Origin of the sequence: Blattabacterium cuenoti (assembly GCF_014252255.1) — a bacterium.
In the GTDB taxonomy this organism is placed as follows: Bacteria; Bacteroidota; Bacteroidia; order Flavobacteriales; family Blattabacteriaceae; genus Blattabacterium; species Blattabacterium cuenoti_J.
The window spans coordinates 494,102-515,855 of the sequence record NZ_CP059213.1 but is presented as its reverse complement, the minus strand read 5'-3'; the positions used below and the strand labels follow the sequence as shown (position 1 = coordinate 515,855).

Annotated in this window: 21 protein-coding genes and 1 tRNA gene; 8 read left to right on the top strand and 14 right to left on the bottom strand. The window is 20.8% G+C overall.

The genetic code is table 11. The annotated features are described in order from the left end of the window. The first annotated feature begins 52 nt into the window (after window positions 1–52). Window positions 53–1,036, top strand: a complete 984-nt coding sequence (locus tag H0H41_RS02520) for a D-alanine--D-alanine ligase (protein ID WP_185872133.1) — start codon at window positions 53–55, stop codon at window positions 1,034–1,036. A gap of 142 nt (window positions 1,037–1,178) precedes the next feature. Here H0H41_RS02520 and feoB read toward each other — a convergent pair whose 3' ends face one another. After that, the gene (gene feoB, locus H0H41_RS02515) at window positions 1,179–3,245 is read right to left on the bottom strand and encodes a ferrous iron transport protein B (RefSeq protein ID WP_185872132.1); all 2,067 of its coding nucleotides are present in this window, start codon (window positions 3,243–3,245) and stop codon (window positions 1,179–1,181) included. After that, window positions 3,233–3,475, bottom strand: coding sequence for a FeoA family protein (locus H0H41_RS02510; RefSeq protein WP_185872131.1), 243 nt, complete (start codon window positions 3,473–3,475; stop codon window positions 3,233–3,235). Before H0H41_RS02510 ends, feoB begins: the two co-directional genes overlap by 13 nt. 102 nt (window positions 3,476–3,577) lie before the next feature. On the opposite strand from H0H41_RS02510, the gene rseP reads away from it, so the two are divergent. After that, entirely contained in the window at window positions 3,578–4,912 is a 1,335-nt protein-coding gene (gene rseP, locus H0H41_RS02505; RefSeq protein ID WP_185872130.1) for an RIP metalloprotease RseP, read from the top strand. On the opposite strand, the gene H0H41_RS02500 is transcribed toward rseP, so the two are convergent. Together H0H41_RS02500 and H0H41_RS02495 are read right to left on the bottom strand one after the other, a co-directional pair. Beyond that, window positions 4,902–5,489, bottom strand: a complete 588-nt coding sequence (locus H0H41_RS02500; protein WP_185872129.1) for a 5-formyltetrahydrofolate cyclo-ligase — start codon at window positions 5,487–5,489, stop codon at window positions 4,902–4,904. The genes rseP and H0H41_RS02500 overlap by 11 nt on opposite strands. 18 nt (window positions 5,490–5,507) lie before the next feature. Continuing rightward, window positions 5,508–6,308, bottom strand: a complete 801-nt coding sequence (locus tag H0H41_RS02495) for an alpha/beta fold hydrolase (RefSeq protein WP_185872128.1) — start codon at window positions 6,306–6,308, stop codon at window positions 5,508–5,510. A gap of 143 nt (window positions 6,309–6,451) precedes the next feature. Here H0H41_RS02495 and H0H41_RS02490 point away from each other — a divergent pair, with 143 nt between their 5' ends. After that, complete coding sequence (locus tag H0H41_RS02490) at window positions 6,452–7,228, top strand: type III pantothenate kinase (protein WP_185872127.1); 777 nt, start codon at window positions 6,452–6,454, stop codon at window positions 7,226–7,228. 5 nt (window positions 7,229–7,233) lie between these two features. Here the strand turns inward: H0H41_RS02490 and H0H41_RS02485 are convergent, their stop codons facing one another. The 7 genes from H0H41_RS02485 to recG all read right to left on the bottom strand — a co-directional run bounded on the left by H0H41_RS02485 (window position 7,234) and on the right by recG (window position 15,551). Continuing rightward, on the bottom strand, window positions 7,234–7,638 hold the full coding sequence (locus tag H0H41_RS02485) for an HIT family protein (protein ID WP_185872126.1): 405 nt from the start codon (window positions 7,636–7,638) through the stop codon (window positions 7,234–7,236). After that, entirely contained in the window at window positions 7,631–8,113 is a 483-nt protein-coding gene (greA, locus tag H0H41_RS02480) for a transcription elongation factor GreA (protein ID WP_185872125.1), read from the bottom strand. The genes H0H41_RS02485 and greA overlap by 8 nt, the downstream gene beginning before the upstream one ends. Window positions 8,114–8,372: 259 nt before the next feature. Further along, window positions 8,373–9,689 (bottom strand): UDP-N-acetylglucosamine 1-carboxyvinyltransferase, encoded by a 1,317-nt coding sequence (gene murA, locus H0H41_RS02475; RefSeq protein WP_185872124.1) that lies wholly within the window; start codon window positions 9,687–9,689, stop codon window positions 8,373–8,375. Between the two features lie 14 nt (window positions 9,690–9,703). Then, window positions 9,704–10,312: a DUF4290 domain-containing protein gene (locus H0H41_RS02470; RefSeq protein ID WP_185872123.1), complete on the bottom strand. Its 609-nt coding sequence runs from the start codon at window positions 10,310–10,312 to the stop codon at window positions 9,704–9,706. Window positions 10,313–10,367: 55 nt separating this feature from the next. Further along, window positions 10,368–11,360, bottom strand: a complete 993-nt coding sequence (locus H0H41_RS02465) for a cation diffusion facilitator family transporter (RefSeq protein WP_185872122.1) — start codon at window positions 11,358–11,360, stop codon at window positions 10,368–10,370. A gap of 10 nt (window positions 11,361–11,370) precedes the next feature. Further along, window positions 11,371–13,500, bottom strand: coding sequence for an ATP-dependent helicase (locus H0H41_RS02460; protein ID WP_185872121.1), 2,130 nt, complete (start codon window positions 13,498–13,500; stop codon window positions 11,371–11,373). Next, window positions 13,491–15,551, bottom strand: a complete 2,061-nt coding sequence (recG, locus tag H0H41_RS02455) for an ATP-dependent DNA helicase RecG (RefSeq protein WP_185872120.1) — start codon at window positions 15,549–15,551, stop codon at window positions 13,491–13,493. The genes H0H41_RS02460 and recG overlap by 10 nt, the downstream gene beginning before the upstream one ends. A 67-nt stretch (window positions 15,552–15,618) precedes the next feature. Here recG and H0H41_RS02450 point away from each other — a divergent pair. The 4 genes from H0H41_RS02450 (at window position 15,619) to ribD (ending at window position 17,754) form a co-directional block, all read left to right on the top strand. Then, window positions 15,619–15,693: transfer RNA gene (locus H0H41_RS02450), tRNA-Val, on the top strand. Between the two features lie 31 nt (window positions 15,694–15,724). Then, complete coding sequence (gene rpsU, locus H0H41_RS02445; RefSeq protein WP_185872119.1) at window positions 15,725–15,922, top strand: 30S ribosomal protein S21; 198 nt, start codon at window positions 15,725–15,727, stop codon at window positions 15,920–15,922. Between the two features lie 34 nt (window positions 15,923–15,956). Continuing rightward, the gene (locus H0H41_RS02440) at window positions 15,957–16,733 is read left to right on the top strand and encodes a shikimate dehydrogenase family protein (RefSeq protein ID WP_185872118.1); all 777 of its coding nucleotides are present in this window, start codon (window positions 15,957–15,959) and stop codon (window positions 16,731–16,733) included. Beyond that, a complete protein-coding gene (gene ribD / locus H0H41_RS02435; RefSeq protein WP_185872117.1) occupies window positions 16,723–17,754 on the top strand; it encodes a bifunctional diaminohydroxyphosphoribosylaminopyrimidine deaminase/5-amino-6-(5-phosphoribosylamino)uracil reductase RibD in 1,032 nt (343 codons plus the stop codon). The genes H0H41_RS02440 and ribD overlap by 11 nt, the downstream gene beginning before the upstream one ends. On the opposite strand, the gene H0H41_RS02430 is transcribed toward ribD, so the two are convergent. Next, on the bottom strand, window positions 17,751–18,797 hold the full coding sequence (locus H0H41_RS02430) for an acyl-CoA reductase (RefSeq protein WP_185872116.1): 1,047 nt from the start codon (window positions 18,795–18,797) through the stop codon (window positions 17,751–17,753). The genes ribD and H0H41_RS02430 overlap by 4 nt on opposite strands. A 26-nt stretch (window positions 18,798–18,823) precedes the next feature. On the opposite strand from H0H41_RS02430, the gene H0H41_RS02425 reads away from it, so the two are divergent. Then, complete coding sequence (locus H0H41_RS02425; RefSeq protein WP_185872115.1) at window positions 18,824–19,171, top strand: 4Fe-4S binding protein; 348 nt, start codon at window positions 18,824–18,826, stop codon at window positions 19,169–19,171. Window positions 19,172–19,263: 92 nt separating this feature from the next. Here H0H41_RS02425 and lpdA read toward each other — a convergent pair whose 3' ends face one another. Next, a complete protein-coding gene (gene lpdA, locus H0H41_RS02420; RefSeq protein ID WP_185872114.1) occupies window positions 19,264–20,700 on the bottom strand; it encodes a dihydrolipoyl dehydrogenase in 1,437 nt (478 codons plus the stop codon). 75 nt (window positions 20,701–20,775) lie between these two features. Beyond that, a complete protein-coding gene (locus H0H41_RS02415) occupies window positions 20,776–21,753 on the bottom strand; it encodes a deoxyhypusine synthase family protein (protein ID WP_185872113.1) in 978 nt (325 codons plus the stop codon). Window position 21,754 lies beyond the last annotated feature (1 nt).

Sequence of the window (21,754 nt, the reverse complement as noted above, 5' to 3'; positions counted from 1 at the left end):
TAAAAAATCATTTTTATATTCAATAAAAATTGAAAAATAAGAAAAGTAAATCATGAAAAAAATTGCTGTTATAATGGGTGGATATACAAAAGAATCTGCAATTTCGATAAAAAGTGGAAAAGTAGTTTATGAAAATTTATGCAGAAAAGAATTTATACCCTATAAAGTATATATATTTAAAGATAAATGGTTTGTTAAAGATGAAAAAAATAAAGAATATCCTATTGATAAATATGATTTTTCTTTTTCTGTAGTAGAAAATAAAATACATTTTGATTGTGTATTTAATGCTATTCATGGAACTCCAGGTGAAGATGGAATATTACAAGCTTATTTTGAATTATTAAAAATTCCTTATACAGGATGTAACTTTCATCATGCTAATATGACTTTTAATAAAAAATATTGTTTAACTCTATTAAAACATTTTGGTATTAATACTGCTATATCTATTTTTTTAAATAAAAATCAAACTATTTGTCAAAATAAAATTTTAAAAAAAGTAGGACTTCCTTGTTTTGTTAAACCTAATCGATCTGGATCAAGTATAGGAATTAGTAAAGTTTATGAAGAAAAAGATTTATCTAATGCAATAGAGAAAGCATTTATAGAAGATGAAGAAATTATTATTGAATCCTTTCTTAAAGGAAGAGAAGTGTCAGTAGGTGTTTTTTCATTCAAAAATGAAACTTTTGTTTTACCTATCACAGAAATAATTAGTCATAATGATTTTTTTGATTTTGAATCTAAATATTCTGGGAAATCTCAAGAAATCACACCAGCTAAATTTCTTCCAAATATTCAAAATAAAATAAAAAAAGTTGCAAAAAAAGTATATAATTATTTAAATTTATCGGGAATATCTAGATCTGAATATATTATTGTAAATGGAGAACCTTTTTTTTTAGAACTTAATACAGTTCCAGGTCTTTCAAAAGAAAGTATTTTTCCACAACAATTAAAAATAGCTGGAATATCTTTATCTGATTTTTTTAAAGATTGTATTAATTTTTCTATTAAAAAAATGAATAAATAATATAATTTTTTTATAATTTACAATTGCATTTTTTTTGACATAAATTTTTTTTATCAAAAAAATAATTTATAATTTTTTTTATCAAAAAAATAATTGAATATAAAAATAATATTCCTATTATTATGTATTGATACATATTATTTTATTTTAAAATTTGATATGTCATAAATGAAGTTATATAAGATAATATAGTCATAAAAATAAATTGTATTATTGGCCACTTCCAAGATTTTGTTTCTTTTTTTATTACAGATAAAGTACTCATACATTGCATAGAAAATGCATAAAAAAATAATAAAGAAATTCCTGTTGCTAAATTATAAATAGGTTTTTTTGTATTATACAAAATTTCTTTTTTCATTTTTTCTTTTAAAAAATTTTCTTTTTTTTCTATTTTATAGACAGAAGACATAGTACTAACAAAAACTTCTCTTGCAACAAAAGATGATAATAATCCTATTCCAATTTTCCAATCATATCCTAATGGATGAATAATTGGTTCTATTTTTTTTCCAATAAGACCTAAATATGAATGAGATAATTCTTTTTTTTGTATATATTTCAATATAATTGATTTTTTATTTGAAAAATTATCTGAAGGTCCAAAATTTCCTAAAACCCAAATTAATATATTTATTAATAAAATCATTTTACCTGCATTTATAATAAATGATTTAATATTTATCCATAAAGTAATTAATATATTTTTAAATACAGGAAATTTATAAGTAGGTATTTCCATAATAAGATGACTTTTATAATTGTTTTTTAAACATTTATGTAAAATCATTGATACACCTAAAGCAGATATAATACCTAATAAATACATAGACATAAGAGCTATTCCTCTTAATTGAATAAAATACCATCTATAATCCGGTATAATTAAAGATATAATTAAAGTATAAACAGGTAATCTTGCAGAACAAGTCATAAAAGGAATAGCTAAAATAGTAATTAAACGATCTCTTGAATTTTCAATATGTCTAGATGACATTATAGCTGGAATAGCACAAGATATACTAGATAAAAGAGGAACAACACTCTTTCCATTTAATCCAAAAGGACGCATAATTCTATCCATTAAAAAAATTACTCTACTTATGTATCCACTTTCTTCCATAAGAAGAAGAAAAAATAGTAATATAAAAATTTGTGGAATAAAAGTAATAATAGTACTAATACCAGGTATTATTCCTTGTAATAGAAAGTTATTTAAAGGCCCTGGATAAATATTTTCTAATTTTTTTTGAATAAAAGAAAAAAAAAATTCTATAAATTTTTTAGGTATTTCGGACCAGAAAAAAACACATTGAAAAATGAAAAATAAAAAAAAGAAAAAAATAAAATACCCCCAAAAAGGATGAAGAATTAAATCATTATCTATTTTTTTTGAAAATTCTAAATAATTTTGTTTTTTATCTAAAACTAATTTAGAAACTGTTTTAGATAAAATTTTTTCTATTTCTTCATATCTGTCTAATGTTTCTTTTATTTGCAATCTTTTAGATATAATATTATGTTTTTTTTTTATTTTATTTAATTTTAATAAATCATCTTTTTGTAATGATTTTCCATTATATACTAAATAATACCAAGCTTTATAAGTATTAATTTTACAATTATTGTAACTATTTTTTACATCATTAATAGCAATAGAATAACGTAATCCTGGATTAAAAAAATAATATTTTTTTGTTTCTTTTTTATATAAATTTTTGATTTTTTTTTTCATTTGTTCCAATCCTATTCCTTTTCTTGCATTAATTAAAACAATTTCTGTTGTAAGAATTTTTTTTAATTTATCTATATTAATAAATATTCCTTTTTTTTTTGCCTCATCTAGCATATTTAGTATAAATAAAACAGGAAATCCTAAATCTTGTATTTGTCTAAATAAAAGAAGACTTTTTTTTAGATTGGAAGAATCTGCTATAACCATAATTTTATCTGGATAGTCTAAATCATCAATATTATTAAGTAGTTTACTAACTACTTCTTCATCTTCAGATGAAGGATATATACTATAAGTTCCAGGAAGATCGATAATTTTATAATGTATATTTTCATAATAAAAATGTCCAATTTTTTTATCGACTGTAACTCCTAAATAATTTCCAACTTTTTGATTAAGTCCAGTTAATTGATTAAATAAAGAAGTTTTTCCTACATTTGGATTTCCAATCAGTGCTAATTTTATTTTTTGCATTTTTTTAAAGGTTCTATTATTATATTCTCAGCTTCTTTTCTACGTAAAATCAAACAAGATTGATTATAAATTATGCATAATGGATCATAAAAAATAGAAACAAAAAGTATTTCAAATTTTACTCCAGGCAAAACACCTAATTCTAACAATTTAATAGGAAAATCTTCATTTTTATATTTATAACCCTTAATAATTCCTTTTTCTCCTTTTTTAAGATTAGATAAATTCAAAGTTTATATATTTTATTTTTTAAAAAAGAAAAATAGAAAATAAATTTTTAGTAATAAAAAAAAATAAAATAAAGGTTTAAATTTATTTTTTATTATTTATAAATGATATCTATTTTGGTTAAATCTATACAATTACTTCTTAGTATTTCTATACTAATTTTTATTCATGAATTAGGTCATTTTCTTATAGCTAAAATTTTTAAAGTAAGAGTTGAAAAATTTTTTTTATTTTTTGATCCTTGGTTTTCTATTTTTAAAAAAAAGATAGGACATACTATTTATGGTATTGGGTGGTTGCCTTTAGGTGGATATATAAAAATATCTGGAATGATGAAAGATAAAAAAAATATTTCATCAAAAAATGAAATTGATAAAAATTGGAAATTTTATTCAAAATCAGCAATTAAAAGATTATTAATTATTTCTGGAGGAATTATTTCTAATATATTATTATCTATTTTTATTTTTTCTTGTTTATTATTTAAATATGGAGAAACATATCTTCCTACAAAAAATGTTAAATATGGAATAGAAGTCGATTCTTTAGGAGAAAAAATAGGATTAAAAAATGGAGATACAATTTTATTTGTAAATGATAAATATGTTCCATATTTCAATGAAATTCCTAAAGAAATTATTTTAGGAAATTCTATTACTATAGATCGTATGGGAAAAATAATAAAATTATCATTAAATAATAATAAAAAAAAATTTATTTTTGATAGAAAAGAAATTAGTTTTTTTATTAAACCTCGTGTTCCTCCTATTATAAATTGTATTATTAAAAATTCAAAAGCAGAAAAATATGGATTAAAAAATAATGATGAAATATTATCTATTAATTCGGAATTTGTTTCGTTTTCTGATCAATTAAAGGATTTATTATTAAAATATAAGAATAATAATATAATAATCTCAATTAATAGAGATGGAAATTTTATTCAAAAAAAAATTTTTTTAGATTCAAAAGGAATTTTGGGAATTTATTTAAAAAATTTTATGGATTTAGATAAAATTTTTTCATTTCAAAAAAAGAATTATTCTTTTTTTGAAAGTATTCCTCATGGAATTATAAAATCTTTAGATGTTTTAAAAAATCAAATATTTTTTTTTAAAAATGTTTTTCATATAGAAACTAAAGCCTATAAACAAATAGGAAGTTTTTTTTCTATGGCAAAAGAATTTCCTTCTAAATGGAATTGGGATATTTTTTGGACTTTAACTGCTACTTTATCTATTTGGTTAGCTTTTTTAAATTTATTTCCTATTCCATCATTAGATGGAGGTTATATATTTTTCATTTTAATAGAAATAATCACAAAAAAGAAAATTAATGAAGAAATTATTGAACGTAGTACTATTTTTGGATTTATAATAATTAGTTTAATTATGATAATGATTATTATTTGGGATATATTTAAAGTTTTTATTTATTAATTTTTTTTAAAAAAAAAATATGATCTGGTGTTATACCTATATCTATTGATAAATCATATTTATGAATATCCGTAATTTTTTTTACAGGATAAAAAAAACTTAAACCTATTTTTAAAACATTTTTTTTACATAAAAAAATAAATCTATCATAAAAACCTTTTCCATAGCCTATTCTATACCCTTTTAAATCAAAAATTAATAATGGAATAAATATAACTTCAATTAAATAAGGTGAAACTATATATTTATGTGAAGGAATAGGTTCAAAAATTCCATAATTATTTTTTTTTAATAAAATATTTTTATTAAAAAAACAATTTTCTATCGAAAGATGATGAAAATTAGAATAAGGTATAGTTATATATTTTCCTTTTTTTAATAAAAAATTGATAATTATAAATGTATTTACTTCTTTATATTTTTGTATAGGTAAAAAAATATGATAATATTTTTTTACCCAAATAAATAATATTTTTTTACATCTTAAAAAGATTTCAAAACTTTTTTTAAAAACTTCTTTTTTAGATAATGACTGTCTATAAAGAAAATATTTTTCACGTAATTTTTTTTTATTCATTATTATCAAATAATATAATTATTGAAAAATTATATTATTTATAAATTTTTTTAATATTTTTATTATTTCTTTAGGTTTTTCTATATGTCCCATATGACCTGTAGGAATTTTAATAAAATAAGTTTTATTTCCATTTTTAGCTTCTTGACATATTTTTCGTACATCAAGAATTAAATCATATAAACCAATTATATATAATTTTGGAAATTTTGTTTTTTTTAATAAAAATTTTCTATCTATTCGAATAGACATTCCTTTTAAAAAAGAAATTACACTATTTATTTTTGTAGATAAAGCTATTTTTTTTATAAAAAAAATCTTTTCTTTTAAAGAAAATAATTCATTAGGATTAAATAATTTATTTATACTTCTATCTATAAACATAGAATAATTATTAATTGCTAATTTTATAGACTGCATACGTATTTTTTTTTTTATATCAGAATCTGATTCTGCTGTAGAATGAAGTAAACATAATCCCAAAAATATTTCTGGATATTTTTCTGATAAAGCTAAAGCAATATATCCTCCCATAGAATGACCAATAAAAAATGCTTTTTTTATATTTTCTTTTTCTATAATTATTTTTACAAATTCTGCTGCTTTTTCCATACTAAAAATAGTATCATTTTTTAATGAAAAACTTTTACCATGACCTGGAAGATCAATTAAAATAACCTTATATTCATTAGAAATATCTAAATATATATCATTCCATACTTCTAAACTTTCCATAAATCCATGTAATAAAACAATTGGAATTCCTTTACCTTTTATTTTAAAATTTATTTTTTTGTAGATATTATTATTTATAAACATATAATGAATATGAAAAAATTGCAAATATTAAATTATTAAATACAATATTATTATGATATAAATTAAAGTTTTTATATAAGTGAAAAAAATAGATTAAATAATTAATTGATTCAAAATACGTTTTTATTATTTAATAATGAATCATGTTATTAACAATAAATATTGGAAATTCTAGTATTCGTTTTGGATTATTTAATAATAATCATTATAATTTAAAATGTAATCGATCATGGATTATTAATAGTACACCATATAGATCATTAGATGAATATATTTTATTATTTAGAAATATATATCACCAATATGGTATTTTATCTCAATTAATACAAAATATTGTAATTGGATCAGTAGTTCCTCCACTTACAAACATTGTAGAACAATCTTTATATGAAATACACAAAATTAAACCTTTAATAGTAGATAGATATTCATCTTCTCCTATAAAACATTATTCTCATCAATTAGGATCAGATTTATATGCAAATGCTATAGCTGCATATACATTATATAATAATAATAAAAATACAACTTTAGTAGTTGATTTTGGAACTGCATTAAGTTTAACTTGTATTGATACAAATGGAATACTTAAAGGTATTATTATTGCTCCAGGAGTAAATAGTTCTTTAACGGCATTAATTGGAAATACCGCTCAATTATCACAAATAGAACTAAAAAAACCTCCTAGTATATTAGGATTATATACAGAGACATGTATTCAAAGTGGAATTATTTATGGTTATTTAAGCATGGTAGAAGGATTAATTAATAGAGTGAATGAAGAATTGAAAACAAATTGTTTTGTTATTGCTACTGGGGGACTTTCCCATATATATACACCTTTAACAAAAAAAATTCATATTAAAGATAAATTACATACAATAAAAGGTTTAAAAATTTTATTTGATTATAATAATTGATAAAATTATATTTTAATATATTTTTTTATTTTTTGTGATAAAATTTGAAATTTTTTTTCAGATAAAGGAATTCTTTTTTTTGAAAAATTTCCATCACTTTCTTTATCCATAGGAATAAGATGAATATGTATATGAGAAATTTCGAATCCCATAACGAATATACCTACACGATTACACGGAATTATTTTTTCTATACCTAAAGATACTTTTCTAGTAAAAGACATAATAGAAAGAAATTCTTTTTCAGAAAGAGAAAAAATTTTATCTTTATCACTTTTTTTTGGGATAACTAAAGTATGTCCTATTTTTATAGGATAAATATCTAAAAAAGCTAAATGATCATAATCTTCTGCTACTTTATAAGAAGAAATTTCATGATTAATTATTTTTTGAAAAATATTTTTATTCACTAAATGCTATTTCTAAAATTTCATAATCCAATATCATTTTATTAGGTAATTTAACATGAGCAATTTGTCCTACTTGTTTTCCTAATAATCCTGTAGATATAGGAGTATTAATAGATATTTTTCCTGATTTTAAATCAGCTTCTCCTTCTGGAACTAAAGTATATATTTGTTCTCCTCCATAAGTTAAATTTTTTACTCTTACTGTAGAAAGAATAGATACTCTATTTTTATTTATTTGTGATCCATCTATAATACGTGCGTTAGATAATTTTTTTTTTAACTTAGCTATATTCATTTCTAAGAATCCTTGTGCTTCTTTGATTGCATCATATTCTGCATTTTCTGAAATATCTCCTTTATCTCTTGCTTCTGCTATTTGCATAGATATTTTTGGACGTTCTATATTTTCTAGTCTTTCTATTTCTTTTTGCAATTTTATTAATCCTTCTTTAGTTATATATTCAAATTTTTCCATAATTTTTCATTATTATTTTTTCTGGATTTTTTTTCATTTATTTATTTTTATATAGTGTCATGAAATTATATTTTTTTATAAAAAAAAATTATTTTTGATATACAAATGCATAAAACAAAATATAATAATATTTATTTTGATTATTGCATGTTCATATTTTTATATTCTAAAATTACGAATTTTTGTGTTTTTCTTTTATTTTTTTTTATTTTTAATTTTTATGAAAATATTTTTAATAGAAATAAAATTGTATTATTAACTATTCTATTCTTAAAATATTTGCTCCTAAAAATCGTAATCTTTGATCTATATTTTCATATCCTCTATCTATTTGTTCTATATTTTTAATAATACTAGTTCCTTTAGCAGAAAGAGCTGCTATTAAAAGAGATATTCCTGCTCTTATATCTGGAGAATTTAATATAGAACCTCTTAAATAAGATTTATGATTTAATCCAATGATAGTTGCTCTATGAGGATCACATAATATAATTTGCGCTCCCATTTCAATAAGTTTATCTACAAAAAATAATCTACTTTCAAACATTTTTTGGTGTATTAAAACACTTCCTTGTGCTTGAGTAGCTACTACTGTTAAAATACTTAATAAATCTGGAGTTAATCCAGGCCATGGAGAATCAGATATTGTTAATATTGCATTATTTAATAACTTTTTAATTTTATAAGATTTTTGTGATGGTATGTATATATCATCTTTTTCTTTTTCTAATTTAATACCCATTTTTTGAAATGTTATTGGAATAATTCCTAAATTATTCCAACTAACATTTTTAATTCTTATTTCAGAACAAGTAATAGCAGATAATCCTATCCAACTTCCTATTTCTACCATATCAGGCAATATAGTATGAATACAATCTCCTACTAATTTTTTGACTCCTATGATATGAATTAAATTAGATCCTATTCCTATTATTTTAGATCCCATTTTATTTAACAATTTGCATAATTGTTGAATATATGGTTCACAAGCAGCATTATAAATAGTTGTTTCTCCTTTAGCTAAAGTTGCCGCCATTATAATATTTGCTGTTCCAGTTACGGAAGCTTCTTCCATAAGAATATAATTTCCATTTAAATTTTTATTATTTGTATGCAAATGAAAATATTTATATTCATGATTATAAGATATATGGCTGCCTAATAATTTTAATCCTGTTAAATGAGGATCTAATCTTCTTCTTCCTATTCTATCTCCTCCAGGTATAGGAATACAAACTTTACCAAATCTAGTAAGTAAAGGACCTGCTATCATAATAGATCCTCTAATTAATTTTCCATATTCTAAAAATTTTTTTGTATTTAAATATTCAAGATTTATATTTTTTGCTTGAAAAGTATAATCTCCAATATTATTTTTTTTTATTATAACTCCTAAGTTTTCAAGTATTTTCATTAAACATTTAACATCTCCTATTTCGGGAATATTTTTAATTCTTAATTCATCTGAAGTTAATAATACAGCACATAAAACTTGTAATGATTCATTTTTTGCTCCTTGCGGTTTTATTTCTCCTTTTAAAGGGAATCCACCTTTTATTTTAAAAATTCCCATTTATTTTTAATAAATTATATAACTTTTTCTTTTTTTCTTTTTAAAATTTTTTTTCTTTTATATTTTAAAATATGAGAACATTGTAATAATGGATCTGTATTTATTAAACATATTTTTCCTTTTGAAATTTCTTTTAAATCTTTAAAAATAATATTATCTTCCACTATATTTTTATTCCATCTTAAATAATTTTTTTTCATAGTATTAGCTATTGCATAAAATAATCCTTCTTTTTTTTGTACATTTTTACAATGTACTGCTACATGTATCATATTTCTAATTATTTTTCCATAATATTTAAAATCATTTAAATATTTAGGATATACTACTTTTTTATAAGATAATTCTTTTATTTTTTTTGGTTTTGGTTTAGGAAAAGGTGTATCTATATCTAATTTATAATTAGACATAATAAATAATTGATTCCATAATTTATGTTGAAAATAAGGAATTGATTTTTTTAATCTAGGATGAATAGAGTCTGTCATTAATTTTATAATTACCCATGCACAACGATTTCTTTTTTTTCTATTTTTTATTTGTATTGCATAATTTATCATTTTATGAATATTTCTACCATATTCTGGTCTCACTAATTTTAACCTATTAGTATTATATTCCATATTTTTTATATTTATGTGATCTAAATCTAAGAATATTAGCTAAAAATTTTTATATTTATTTATTATAATACGATGTTTTATTTAAAGTCCAAAGAATTTTTTTTTGAAAAAAATTCTTTCTTACTTTACATGAATGATTAAAACAAAATATACAATGATTATTAGTACAAGCTTCAACATAAACAGATAATTCTACTTTAGATCCAAATTTATTTTTTGTTAATTGAGTTAATAAATAAACTTCTTTATTAGCCTCTTTTATATTAAAAAACCATGGAACCGTTAAATGACAATCTACATGTAAAGCACTTCCGTATTTAATAACTTTTAAATGATGGAGATCTATCCAATGAACATCTCTTTTTTTATTAAGATAAAAAGACAATTTTTTTAAAAGTTTTTTATCAGATTCATCCATTATTCCGGCTGCAGCATTTCTTAATAATTTTAATCCAGTATATAAAATTACGGATGAAAAAATAATAGAAATAATAGGATCTATCCATATACATTTTGTAATATTTAATAAAATTAACCCAATAACAATTCCAAAAGTAGAATATGTATCAATTTGAAGATGTTTTCCACTAGCTATTAATGTTAAAGTTCCATTTTTTTGTCCTATTTTACATGCTAAAAATCCTAATAAATAATTAATAATAGCAATAAAAAACATTAAAATTATTCCATAATCTAATCGAGATAAAACAACTCCATTTATATGATTTTTAATACGTATTAAAGTATTTATTAAAATAGTTATTCCTACAATAAAAATTAAAATACCTTCAATTGCAGTGGATACAAACTCTATTTTTCCATGTCCATATGGATGATTTTGATCTTTAGGTAAATAAGATATATAAAGACTACATAATCCAATAAATCCACTAATTATATTTATTAAACTTTCCATTGCGTCACTAAATATGGAAAGTGAAGAAGTAATATATGAAATAATTAATTTTATCAAAAAGAAAATAATAGCTACAAAAAAAATAATTTTCTGTAAATGAATACTTATTTTAACTTTTTTTAAATCATCCATAATTAAATTTTTATGAATAAATAACCAGTTTTTCTAATTTCAGTAGTATTCTTTTTTTTCCTGATTTTATAAATTTAATTAAAGCTATTTTATTTTCATTTTGTAAATCTACAATTGTACCTATTCCAAAATTTTTATGAAAAACTTTCACTCCTATTTGAAAATTTTTTTTTTGATAATTATTATTATTTTTTATAAAATTTATTTCTTTTTTTTCTAATTTTTCTATAAAAAAAGATGTTGAATTTTTATTTTCTATATCAATAAAATTTTTATCCAATTCATAAATAAAACGACTAGGAATATTTTTTTTTCTTTCTCCCCATAAAAATCTATATTTTGTATAAGTTAATATGGCCTTTTTTTGAGCCCTAGTTAAGGCTACATAAAATAAACGACGTTCTTCTTCTAATTTTAATTGATTATTAAAACTGGATTTAGAAGGAAATAAATTTTCTTCTAATCCTGCAATAAAAACAATAGAAAATTCTAATCCTTTTGATAAATGAATAGTCATTAATGAAACCTTATTTTTTTCATCTTTATCATGATTTATATTACTTTCTAAATAAAAATATTGTAAAAATCCTGATAAACTAGTATCTCCATTCTTTTGTAATTTTTTTTGTTCATTTACATAATAAAATATATTATCAAGTATAGATTGAAAATCTTCATTTTTATAATTTTTTGGATCTTTTTCTAATAAAAAATCTACAATATCTTTTGCTATTATCCATGCATCTTTTTGTTTTATTTTTAAACGTAATTTTTCTATTACAAAAATTAATTTTTTAAGTTTATTTTTTATTTTTATATTTATATTTAATAAATATTGATAATTTTCTATATATTTTATTATTTTATAAACTGAAATTTTTGTTTTTTTAGATAATTCTAATATAATTTTAATAGTTTTTTTATTTTCTTTTTTTAGAATACGTAATAAAGATTCTTCATCATTTGAATTAGAAATAATTTTTAAATAGGCTAAAAAATCTCTTATTTCTTTTTTCTTTTCAAAAGAAATAGATCCATAAATTTCATAAGGTATATTTTTTTCTTTTAATGCATATTCTATAATGTTAGATTGCATATTTGCTCTATAAAGAATAGCAAAATTATCATAATGATATTTTGTTTTTTTTTTGATTGAAAGAATAGAAGAAGCAATATATTGTGCTTCTTCTTTTTCAGAAAAAGCACAATATATTTTAACTTTTTCTCCTTTTTCATTATTTGTCCATATTTTTTTTAAAATTTGATTTTTATTAAAAGAAATAATATTATTAGAAGCTTGAACTATATGATGAGTAGAACGATAATTTTGTTCAAGACGAAAAATTTTAGCATTTTTATAATCAATATGAAAATTTAAAATATTAGAAATATTTGCCCCCCGAAAAGCATAAATACTTTGAGCATCATCTCCTACAACAAAAAGATTTTTATGTTTAAAAGCTAAATTTTTTATAATTCTATTTTGAGATAAATTAGTGTCTTGATATTCGTCAATTAATATATATTGAAATTTATTTTGATATTTTTTTAGAATATTTGGAAATTTATAAAATAAATGATTAGTATGTAACAAAATATCATCAAAATCTAATGCTTCTGATTGTAAACATCGTTTAATATAAAATTTATATATTTTAGATAAACATTCTAATTTTTTATTACTTTTATTATTTATTATATATAAGTTGTTTTTATATTCAGATATTATTCTTCTTATTTCTTTAGGAGTTAAGGAAATATCTAAATTAACATCCTCTAATATTTTTTTTATTACATTTTCTGAATCTTTTTGATCATAAATTGTATAATTTGATTTATATCCTAACCAATGAGATTCTTTTCTTAAAAGAAGAGAAAATATAGAATGAAAAGTTCCTAATGTAATCTGTTCAAGATTTTTTTTATCTATCATATTAGAAATTCTATTCTTCATTTCTTTAGCTGCTTTTTTAGTAAAAGTTAAAGCTAAAATATTAGAAGGATTAATTCCTATATTTTGAATCATATGAACAATACGATATGTAATAACACGAGTTTTTCCAGATCCTGCTCCAGCGATAACAAGAATAGGTCCATTGATAGTTTCTATAATTTTTTTTTGAGAACTATTCAAAAGCATATACCAATTTTATTTCTTATGATTTTATGAAAAATATTTTTTCTTTTTTGAAAAAAATCAGGATTTTTTCGAAAAAAATTTGTAGCAATTGGAAAAACATCTTTGATTAATTTATAATCTTTTATAAGATTTACAATACGAAAATAATTTTTACCGCTTTGTTTCGTCCCTATTAAATTTCCTTCTCCACGTAATTTTAAATCTTCTTTTGCAATTTCTAATCCTTCATTTGTTTTACACATTTTTTTTATTCGTAAAAAACCTTCTATACTTATTTTTGGATTAGTAATAAGTATACAATAACTTTGATGTATACCTCTTCCTACTCTTCCTCTTAATTGATGTAATTGAGATAATCCAAAAAAATCTGCATTTTCTATTAAAATAACTGATGCGTTTGGAACATTCACTCCTACTTCTATAACTGTAGTTGCTATTAAAATTTGAGTTTCTCCACGTAAAAATTTGTTCATTTGCATGTTTTTTTCTTGAAAATTCATTTTTCCATGTAAAATTCCAATTTTATTTTTTATTTTTTGAAATTTTTCTTGAATTTCTTGATATCCTTTCATTAAATTCATATTTTTTTTTTTTAAAGAAGTATTTATAGTAGGATATATAATATATATTTGTCTTCCTTTTATAATTTGATTTTTTACTATTTCAAAAGCTTTTTCTCTATTTTTATTCCAAAAATGAATAGTTTTAATAGGTTTTCTTCCTAAAGGCAATTTTTTAATAATGGAAATATTTAAATCATGATAAATAATCTTGGCTAATGTTCTAGGAATAGGTGTAGCTGTCATAATTAAAATATGAGGAAACTTATTTTCTTTTTTCCAAATTTTATCTCTTTGTTCTACTCCAAATCTTTGTTCTTCATCTATAATTGCTAATCCTAAATTTTTAAATTGAACTTTTTCTTGAATTAGAGAATGAGTTCCTATTAAAATTGAAATTTTTCCTGTTAATGTTTCATTATAAAGACATTTTCGTATAGAATCAGATGTAGAACTTGTTAATAAAGCTATTTTAATTCCAATTTTTGAAAGCATTTCTTTGATAGAAGAATAATGTTGTATAGCTAGAACTTCAGTAGGAGCCATTAAACAAGATTGAAATCCATTATCTAAAGCAATTAACATTGATAATATAGCTATTATAGTTTTACCACTACCTACTTCACCCTGTAATAATCTATTCATTTGAATAGGTTTTTTTAAATCATTCCATATTTCTTTAAGTACTTTTTTTTGTTCTTCTGTTAAAGTAAAAGGTAAAAAATGTTTATAAAAATTATGGAAATTTTTTCCTATTTTTGGAAATGGTTTGCTATATATTACTTTTTTTTTTGATAAAAAAAATAATTTTAATAAAAATAATTCTTCAAATTTTAAAGAATATTTCGCTTGAAATAAGTTTTCTAAAGATTCTGGAAAATGAATTTGAATTAAAGCATTTTTTCTGGACATTAATTTTTTTTTAATATATTTTTGAAAAAAAAATTTTTCTATATAATTTTTCGATTCTTCTATTAAGTTTTTTAATAAATTAATCATAAAAAAATTATTAATTCCTTGTTTTTTTAAATGATAAGGGATAGAATAAACTGGATATATAGAATATTTTTTTTCTGAAAATTGTATATTTGGATGAATAATTTGAATTTTTTTTTGAAAAAATTGAATTTTTCCAAAAACTATTATTTTTGTATTTTTTTTTATATTTTTTAATATATTATTTTTTTGAAACCATACTAATTCGATAAAACCTGTTTTATCTTCTAAACGAGCAATCCATATTGTTCCTTTTTTGTAATTTATTTCTTTTAAATCCGTTATATTTCCTAATATTTGTACAAAATTATTATTATTATTATTTGATAATTCTGATATATTTTTTAATGTATATAAATGTATATATCCTTTAGGATAAAAAAATAACAAATCTTCGTATGTATAAAGATTTAATTCATTATTAAATAAATAAGCTTTTTTTAAACTTAATCCTTTTAAATGTTCTATAGATTTTTGAAAAATATTGCAGGACATATTTGAAATAAAATAGATTATTATCCGTTATATTTTTAAAAAATACTTAATTTTGTTGATTTTAAAAGGACATTTAGCTCAGTTGGTTTAGAGCGCTACTTTGACAGAGTAGAGGACGTCGGTTCAAATCCGATAGTGTCCATATAAATAAAAAATTTTCAATTAAATAATTTATGGTTTTAATTACTACAGTTAGAGAAGGAGAAGCTATTGATAAGGCTTTAAAAAAATGTAAAAAAAAATTTGATAAAACTCGTATTTTAAAAGAATTTAGAGAAAAACAACAATATATAAAACCTTCTGAAGGAAGAAGAAATGAAATATTAAGAGCAATATATAGAGAACGTATGAAACTTAAAAAAGAAGAATAAAAATTTAATAAATATTAAATAACATTTTTTATTTATGAAAATAAAAAATTTAAAATTTATTTTTGGATTAATTGGAAAAAATATTAGTTATTCTTTTTCAAGAAAATTTTTTTTAGAAAAATTTAAAAAAGAATCTATTTATTATACAGATTATAAAATTTTTGATATACCTAAAGTAGAAAATGTATTATTAATATTTAAAAATAACCTTATAAAAGGATGTAATGTTACTACTCCTTATAAAATAAGTATTATTCCTTTTTTAAATAAAATTGTTACAGAAGCAAAAATTATAGGATCTGTTAATGTTATTAAAATTGATAAAAATAGACATACAATTGGATATAATACAGATGTTTTAGGTTTTGAATTATCCTTTAAAATGGGAATTAATAAATTACCTTATAAAAAAAACTTAAAAGCATTAGTTTTAGGGACTGGTGGAGTATCAAAAACAATTTTATTTGTTTTAAATAAATTAAAAATTCCATATTTATGTATTTCTAGAACTAGAAAAAAAGATTTTTTAGTTTATGAAGAAATAAATAAAAATTTATTAGAAAAATATAAAATTATTATTAATTGTACTCCTTTAGGAACATTTCCTAATATTAATTTTTGTCCTTCTTTACCTTATCAATATGTTTCTTCAGAACATTATTTTTATGATTTAATTTATAATCCAAGTAAAACTTTATTTTTAAAAAAAGCCGAGGAAAAAGGAGCTTTTATTAAAAATGGATTAGAAATGTTATATCTTCAAGCGGAAGAATCTTGGAAAATATGGAATTCAAAAATTGATGAATCATGAAGAATTTTTTATGATGAGAGCTATTCAATTAGCTAAAAATGGATTTGGAATGACATCTCCTAATCCTATGGTTGGTTGTGTTATAGAAAGAAATGGATTTATTCTTTCAGAAGGTTGGCATTATAAAAAAGGAATGAATCATGCTGAAGTAAATGCTATTCAACAAATAAAAAATAAAGATTTATTTTTAAATTCCACTCTTTATGTTACATTAGAACCATGTGTTCATTTTGGAATAACACCTCCATGTGTTGATTTAATAATTAAAAATAATATACCAAGAGTTGTAATTGGAGTACAAGATCCTTGTGATAAGGTTAGTGGATTAGGAATAAAAAAATTAAAAGAATTTGGAATAGAAGTTATAGAAAATTTTTTAAAAGATAAATGTCGTATTTTAAATAAACGTTTTTTTACTTTTCATGAAAAAAATCGTCCTTATGTTATTTTAAAATGGGCTCAAAGTTACGATGGATTTATAGATTCTTATTCTATAAATAAAAAAAAAACTTGGATTAGTAACATATATGCTAGACAATTAAATCATAAATGGAGATCTGAAGAAGATAGTATTTTAGTAGGAAGAAAAACAGTATTAAATGATAATCCAAAATTAAATGTTAGAAAATGGTTTGGTAAAAATCCTATTAGAATTTTTATGGATAAAAAATTAAGAATATCTAATTCTTATTTTATTTTAGATGGAACACAAAAAACAATTATTTTTACAGAAATAAATAAAAAAAATAAAAAAAATATAGAGTATGTTCAAATTTTTTTTGATAAAAAAATAATAAATAATATATTAAATTTTTTATATAAAAAAAACATACTATCCTTAATAGTAGAAGGAGGAAAAAAAACATTAGAAAGTTTTATAAAAGAAAACATATGGGATGAATGTAGAATTTTTATATGTGATACAATATTAAAAAATGGTTTAATAGCACCGAAAATAGGTGGTAAAATTTTAAAAAAAATGAATCTTGGAAAAGATAAACTTTTTATTAAAATTTTTTAATTTAAAAATAAAATTGTATCAATTCCATCTGCATAATCTTCTAATTTTGGATATTGTGTTTTTCCAAAATGAATTTCTTTTTTTAAGAAATTTTTTGATACAATACATTGTATATATTGATTATTATTTGTAATAATTTTTTTTAATTGATTTAAATTATTATAAAATTCATAATAAACAACAGATATTGGACTAAAAAAATTATGTTCTTCTTTGAAAATAAGAAAATGATTTTTTTGAAAAATTATATTATTCATAGTATAAATAGAAAGAAAATATTTATAATTATCTATATATTTAGAATTTTTTGTTACATATTCATATATAAATGATTTTTCTAAAATCAAATTAATATCATAATTATAAGGAATAAATATTTTTCCTACATTTCTGCATCCCCTTCCAGAATAAGTAAGTATATCTTTATTTAGATTAATTAGTTCTTCTTTTTTCTCATTTCCTTGTAATATTGCAATAGAAATTTTACTTTTTCTAAGTAATAAAGGGTATTTACTAAAGTAATATTCAAAATAACGTGCAGTATTATTATTTCCACTAGCTATAACATAATCAAATTTTTCAGAAAAAATATTTTTTGTAAATTTTATTTTATGTTTTAAAATATATTTTTTATTTATTATAATTTTGCATAAAAAAGGAAATAATAAATTGTCTTCTTCAGATAATTTAATAATAATATTATGTCCTGATAATAAAACACATAAAAAATCATGAAATCCTACTATTGGTATATTTCCAGGCATAATAACAAGAACTGTTTTTGAATTTTTTTTTTTTAAAGAATATTTATTAATCCAAGATTCTAATTTTTCTTCTTTGAGAGAATTTCCCCATTGATCAATACTTATTAATAAATCTTCTTCTCTGAACCAACTATTTTTAATAGTTATTTTTTGAAAAATTTTTTTTAAATCTAAAAAACAATTTTTATAATATTTAGGAATATATTTATTTTTATTATATTTATAATATTTTTTAAATTTTCTTAGAAAGAAACCAATTTCATTAAAAGTTTTAATCATAATTTTTTTTTAATTATAAAATTACAATGTCCATAAAAATTACAGAAGAATGTATTAATTGTGGGGCTTGTGAACCTGAATGCCCTAATCATGCAATTTATGAAGGAGGAAAAAAATGGAGAATGTCTGACGGAACTACTTTACATGATAAAAAAAATCCTCATTTTTTTATGAATGATATTATAGAAAACCCACCAAAAAAAAAAGATATATATTTTATTGTTTCAGAAAAATGTACAGAATGTGTTGGATTTTATAATAAACCACAATGTGTTATAATATGTCCCGTTCAATGTTGTGTTCCAGATAATGATAATATAGAAACTAAAGAAGAACTTTTTATAAAAAAAAATTTATTGCATGGTATTAATTAAAATATATATTTGACATTATAAAATTATATAATTATCCAAATTCTCCATATGCATATATATATATGTATATATTATGTAAATATGATAAATAATTACATATGAAGAGAACGATTTTCAAAACATAATAAAGCTGCTTCTTTAAAAGATTCACTAAAAGTAGGATGCGGATGACAAATTCTATATATATCCTCTGAAGAGGAACGAAATTCCATAGCAACAGATGCTTCCATTATTATATTTTCAGCATTATCTCCAATTATATGAACTCCTAATATTTCATCTGTTTTTTTATTAGAAATCATTTTTAAAAAACCTTCTATACAACCACTTGTATGGGCCCTCCCCAAAATTTTCATAGGACAAGTTCCTACATTATATTCTATTTTTTCTTTTTGAATTTGATTTTCTGTATAACCAACACTAGCTACTTCAGGATATGTATATATTATTGATGGTATTAAATTATAATTTAATTTATTTGGTTTTTGACCAACAATATGTTCTACTACATATAACCCTTCTTCTTCTGCTTTATGCGCTAACATTTTTCCTCCTATAACATCTCCAATTGCATATATATTTTTTACGTTACTTTGTAACGATCTATTTACTAATATAAATCCCCTTTTATCTTTTTTAATTCCTATATTTTCTAATTCTAAATTTTTAGTATATGGTTTTCGACCTATTGATAGTAAACAATAATCTCCTGTAAATTTGATTTTTTTATCATTTTTATTTTTTGTATAAATTGATATTTTTTGATTATTTTCTTCTTTTTCTTCTAAAATATTGGTAATAACTAAAGAAGTTTCTATTTGTATAGAAGATTTTTCCAAAATTTTTTTTATTCCTTGGCTTAAAGAATAATCCATATTTGATATAATTTGATCTTGACCTTCTATAATAATTATTTTACTTCCCAATCTATTAAAAATAGAACCTAATTCTAATCCAATAATACCTCCTCCAATTATTATAATTTTATGAGGTATTTCTTTTAAAGAAAGAGCTTCTGTAGAAGAAATAATTTTATTTTTAAAATTTAAATTAGGTAAACATAAAGGTTTAGATCCTGTTGATATGATACAATATTTAAATTGTATTTCTTGTTTTTTTTGTAATGATTTTCTTTCTTTTCTAGATATAGAAAGAATATTTTTAGTTTTAAATGATGCTATTCCTTCATATAAATCAATTTTATTTTTTTTCATTAAAAATTGTATTCCATTATTCATATTTTTGATTATTTCATTTTTTCTATTCATCATTTTTTGAAAATCAAAAAATAATTTTTCAAAAAAAATTCCATGTGAATAATAATGGTTTTTAGCTAATGAAAAATATTTAGAAGAATCTAAAAGTGATTTAGAAGGAATACATCCTACATTTAAACATGTTCCACCTAGTTTTTTATATTTTTCTATAATTGCAGTACGAAGACCTAATTGACTAGCTCTAATAGCGGAAATATATCCTCCTGGTCCAGATCCAATAATAACAAGATCGTATACATTATTATTGTTCATGATATTATATATTTATTTATTAATCATTTAAATTCAAATTTACATATTTACATAAATACTTATACTTATTGACATTTACATATTCAAAACATAAGCAAAAATAAGTGGAGCTACTATAGTAGCATCTGATTCTATAATAAATTTTGGAGTATCTTTATCTAATTTTCCCCAAGTTATTTTTTCATTTGGAATAGCTCCTGAATAAGATCCATAACTTGTAGTAGAATCTGAAATTTGACAAAAATAAGACCAAAAAGGTATAGTAGAAAATCCTATATCTTGAGATAACATAGGAACTACACAAATAGGAAAATCTCCAGATATTCCTCCTCCAATTTGGAAAAAACCTATTTTATATTTCATAGATTCTTTTTTATACCATTTAGCTAAATACATCATATATTCAATTCCGTTTTTTACAAGAGAAGTTTCAAATTCATTTTTCATACAATATGAAGCAAAAATATTTCCTATAGTACTATCTTCCCAACCTGGTACTACTATTGGTAAATTCTTTTTTGCAGCAGCTAATACCCAACTATCTTCTGGATTAATATTATAATAAGGTTCTAAAATACTTTTTAATAATAATTGATAAATATATTCATGAGGAAAATAACGTTTTGATTCTTTTTTTGCTTTTTTCCATACTTGAAAAATACATTTTTGTAATTTTTTAAAAGCTTGTTCTTCTGGAATACAAGTATCTGTAACCCGATTATATCCTTCTTTTAAGAAATTTTTTTCATTATCTGGAGTTAAATCTCTATAATTTGGTATTTTTTTATAATGAGAATGGGCAATTAAGTTTAATATATCTTCTTCTAAATTAGCTCCAGTACAAGAAATAATATGAACTTTATCTTTTCGAATCATTTCCGCTAATATTTTACCTAATTCTGCAGTACTCATTGCTCCTGCTAAAGCGATCATCATTTTTCCATTATTTTTATTAATATGATATTTATATGCTTTAGCAGCTTCTGACAAAGTTAAAGCATTAAAATGAAGAAAATATTTTTCAATAAAATAAGTAATAGAAAATTCTTTCATA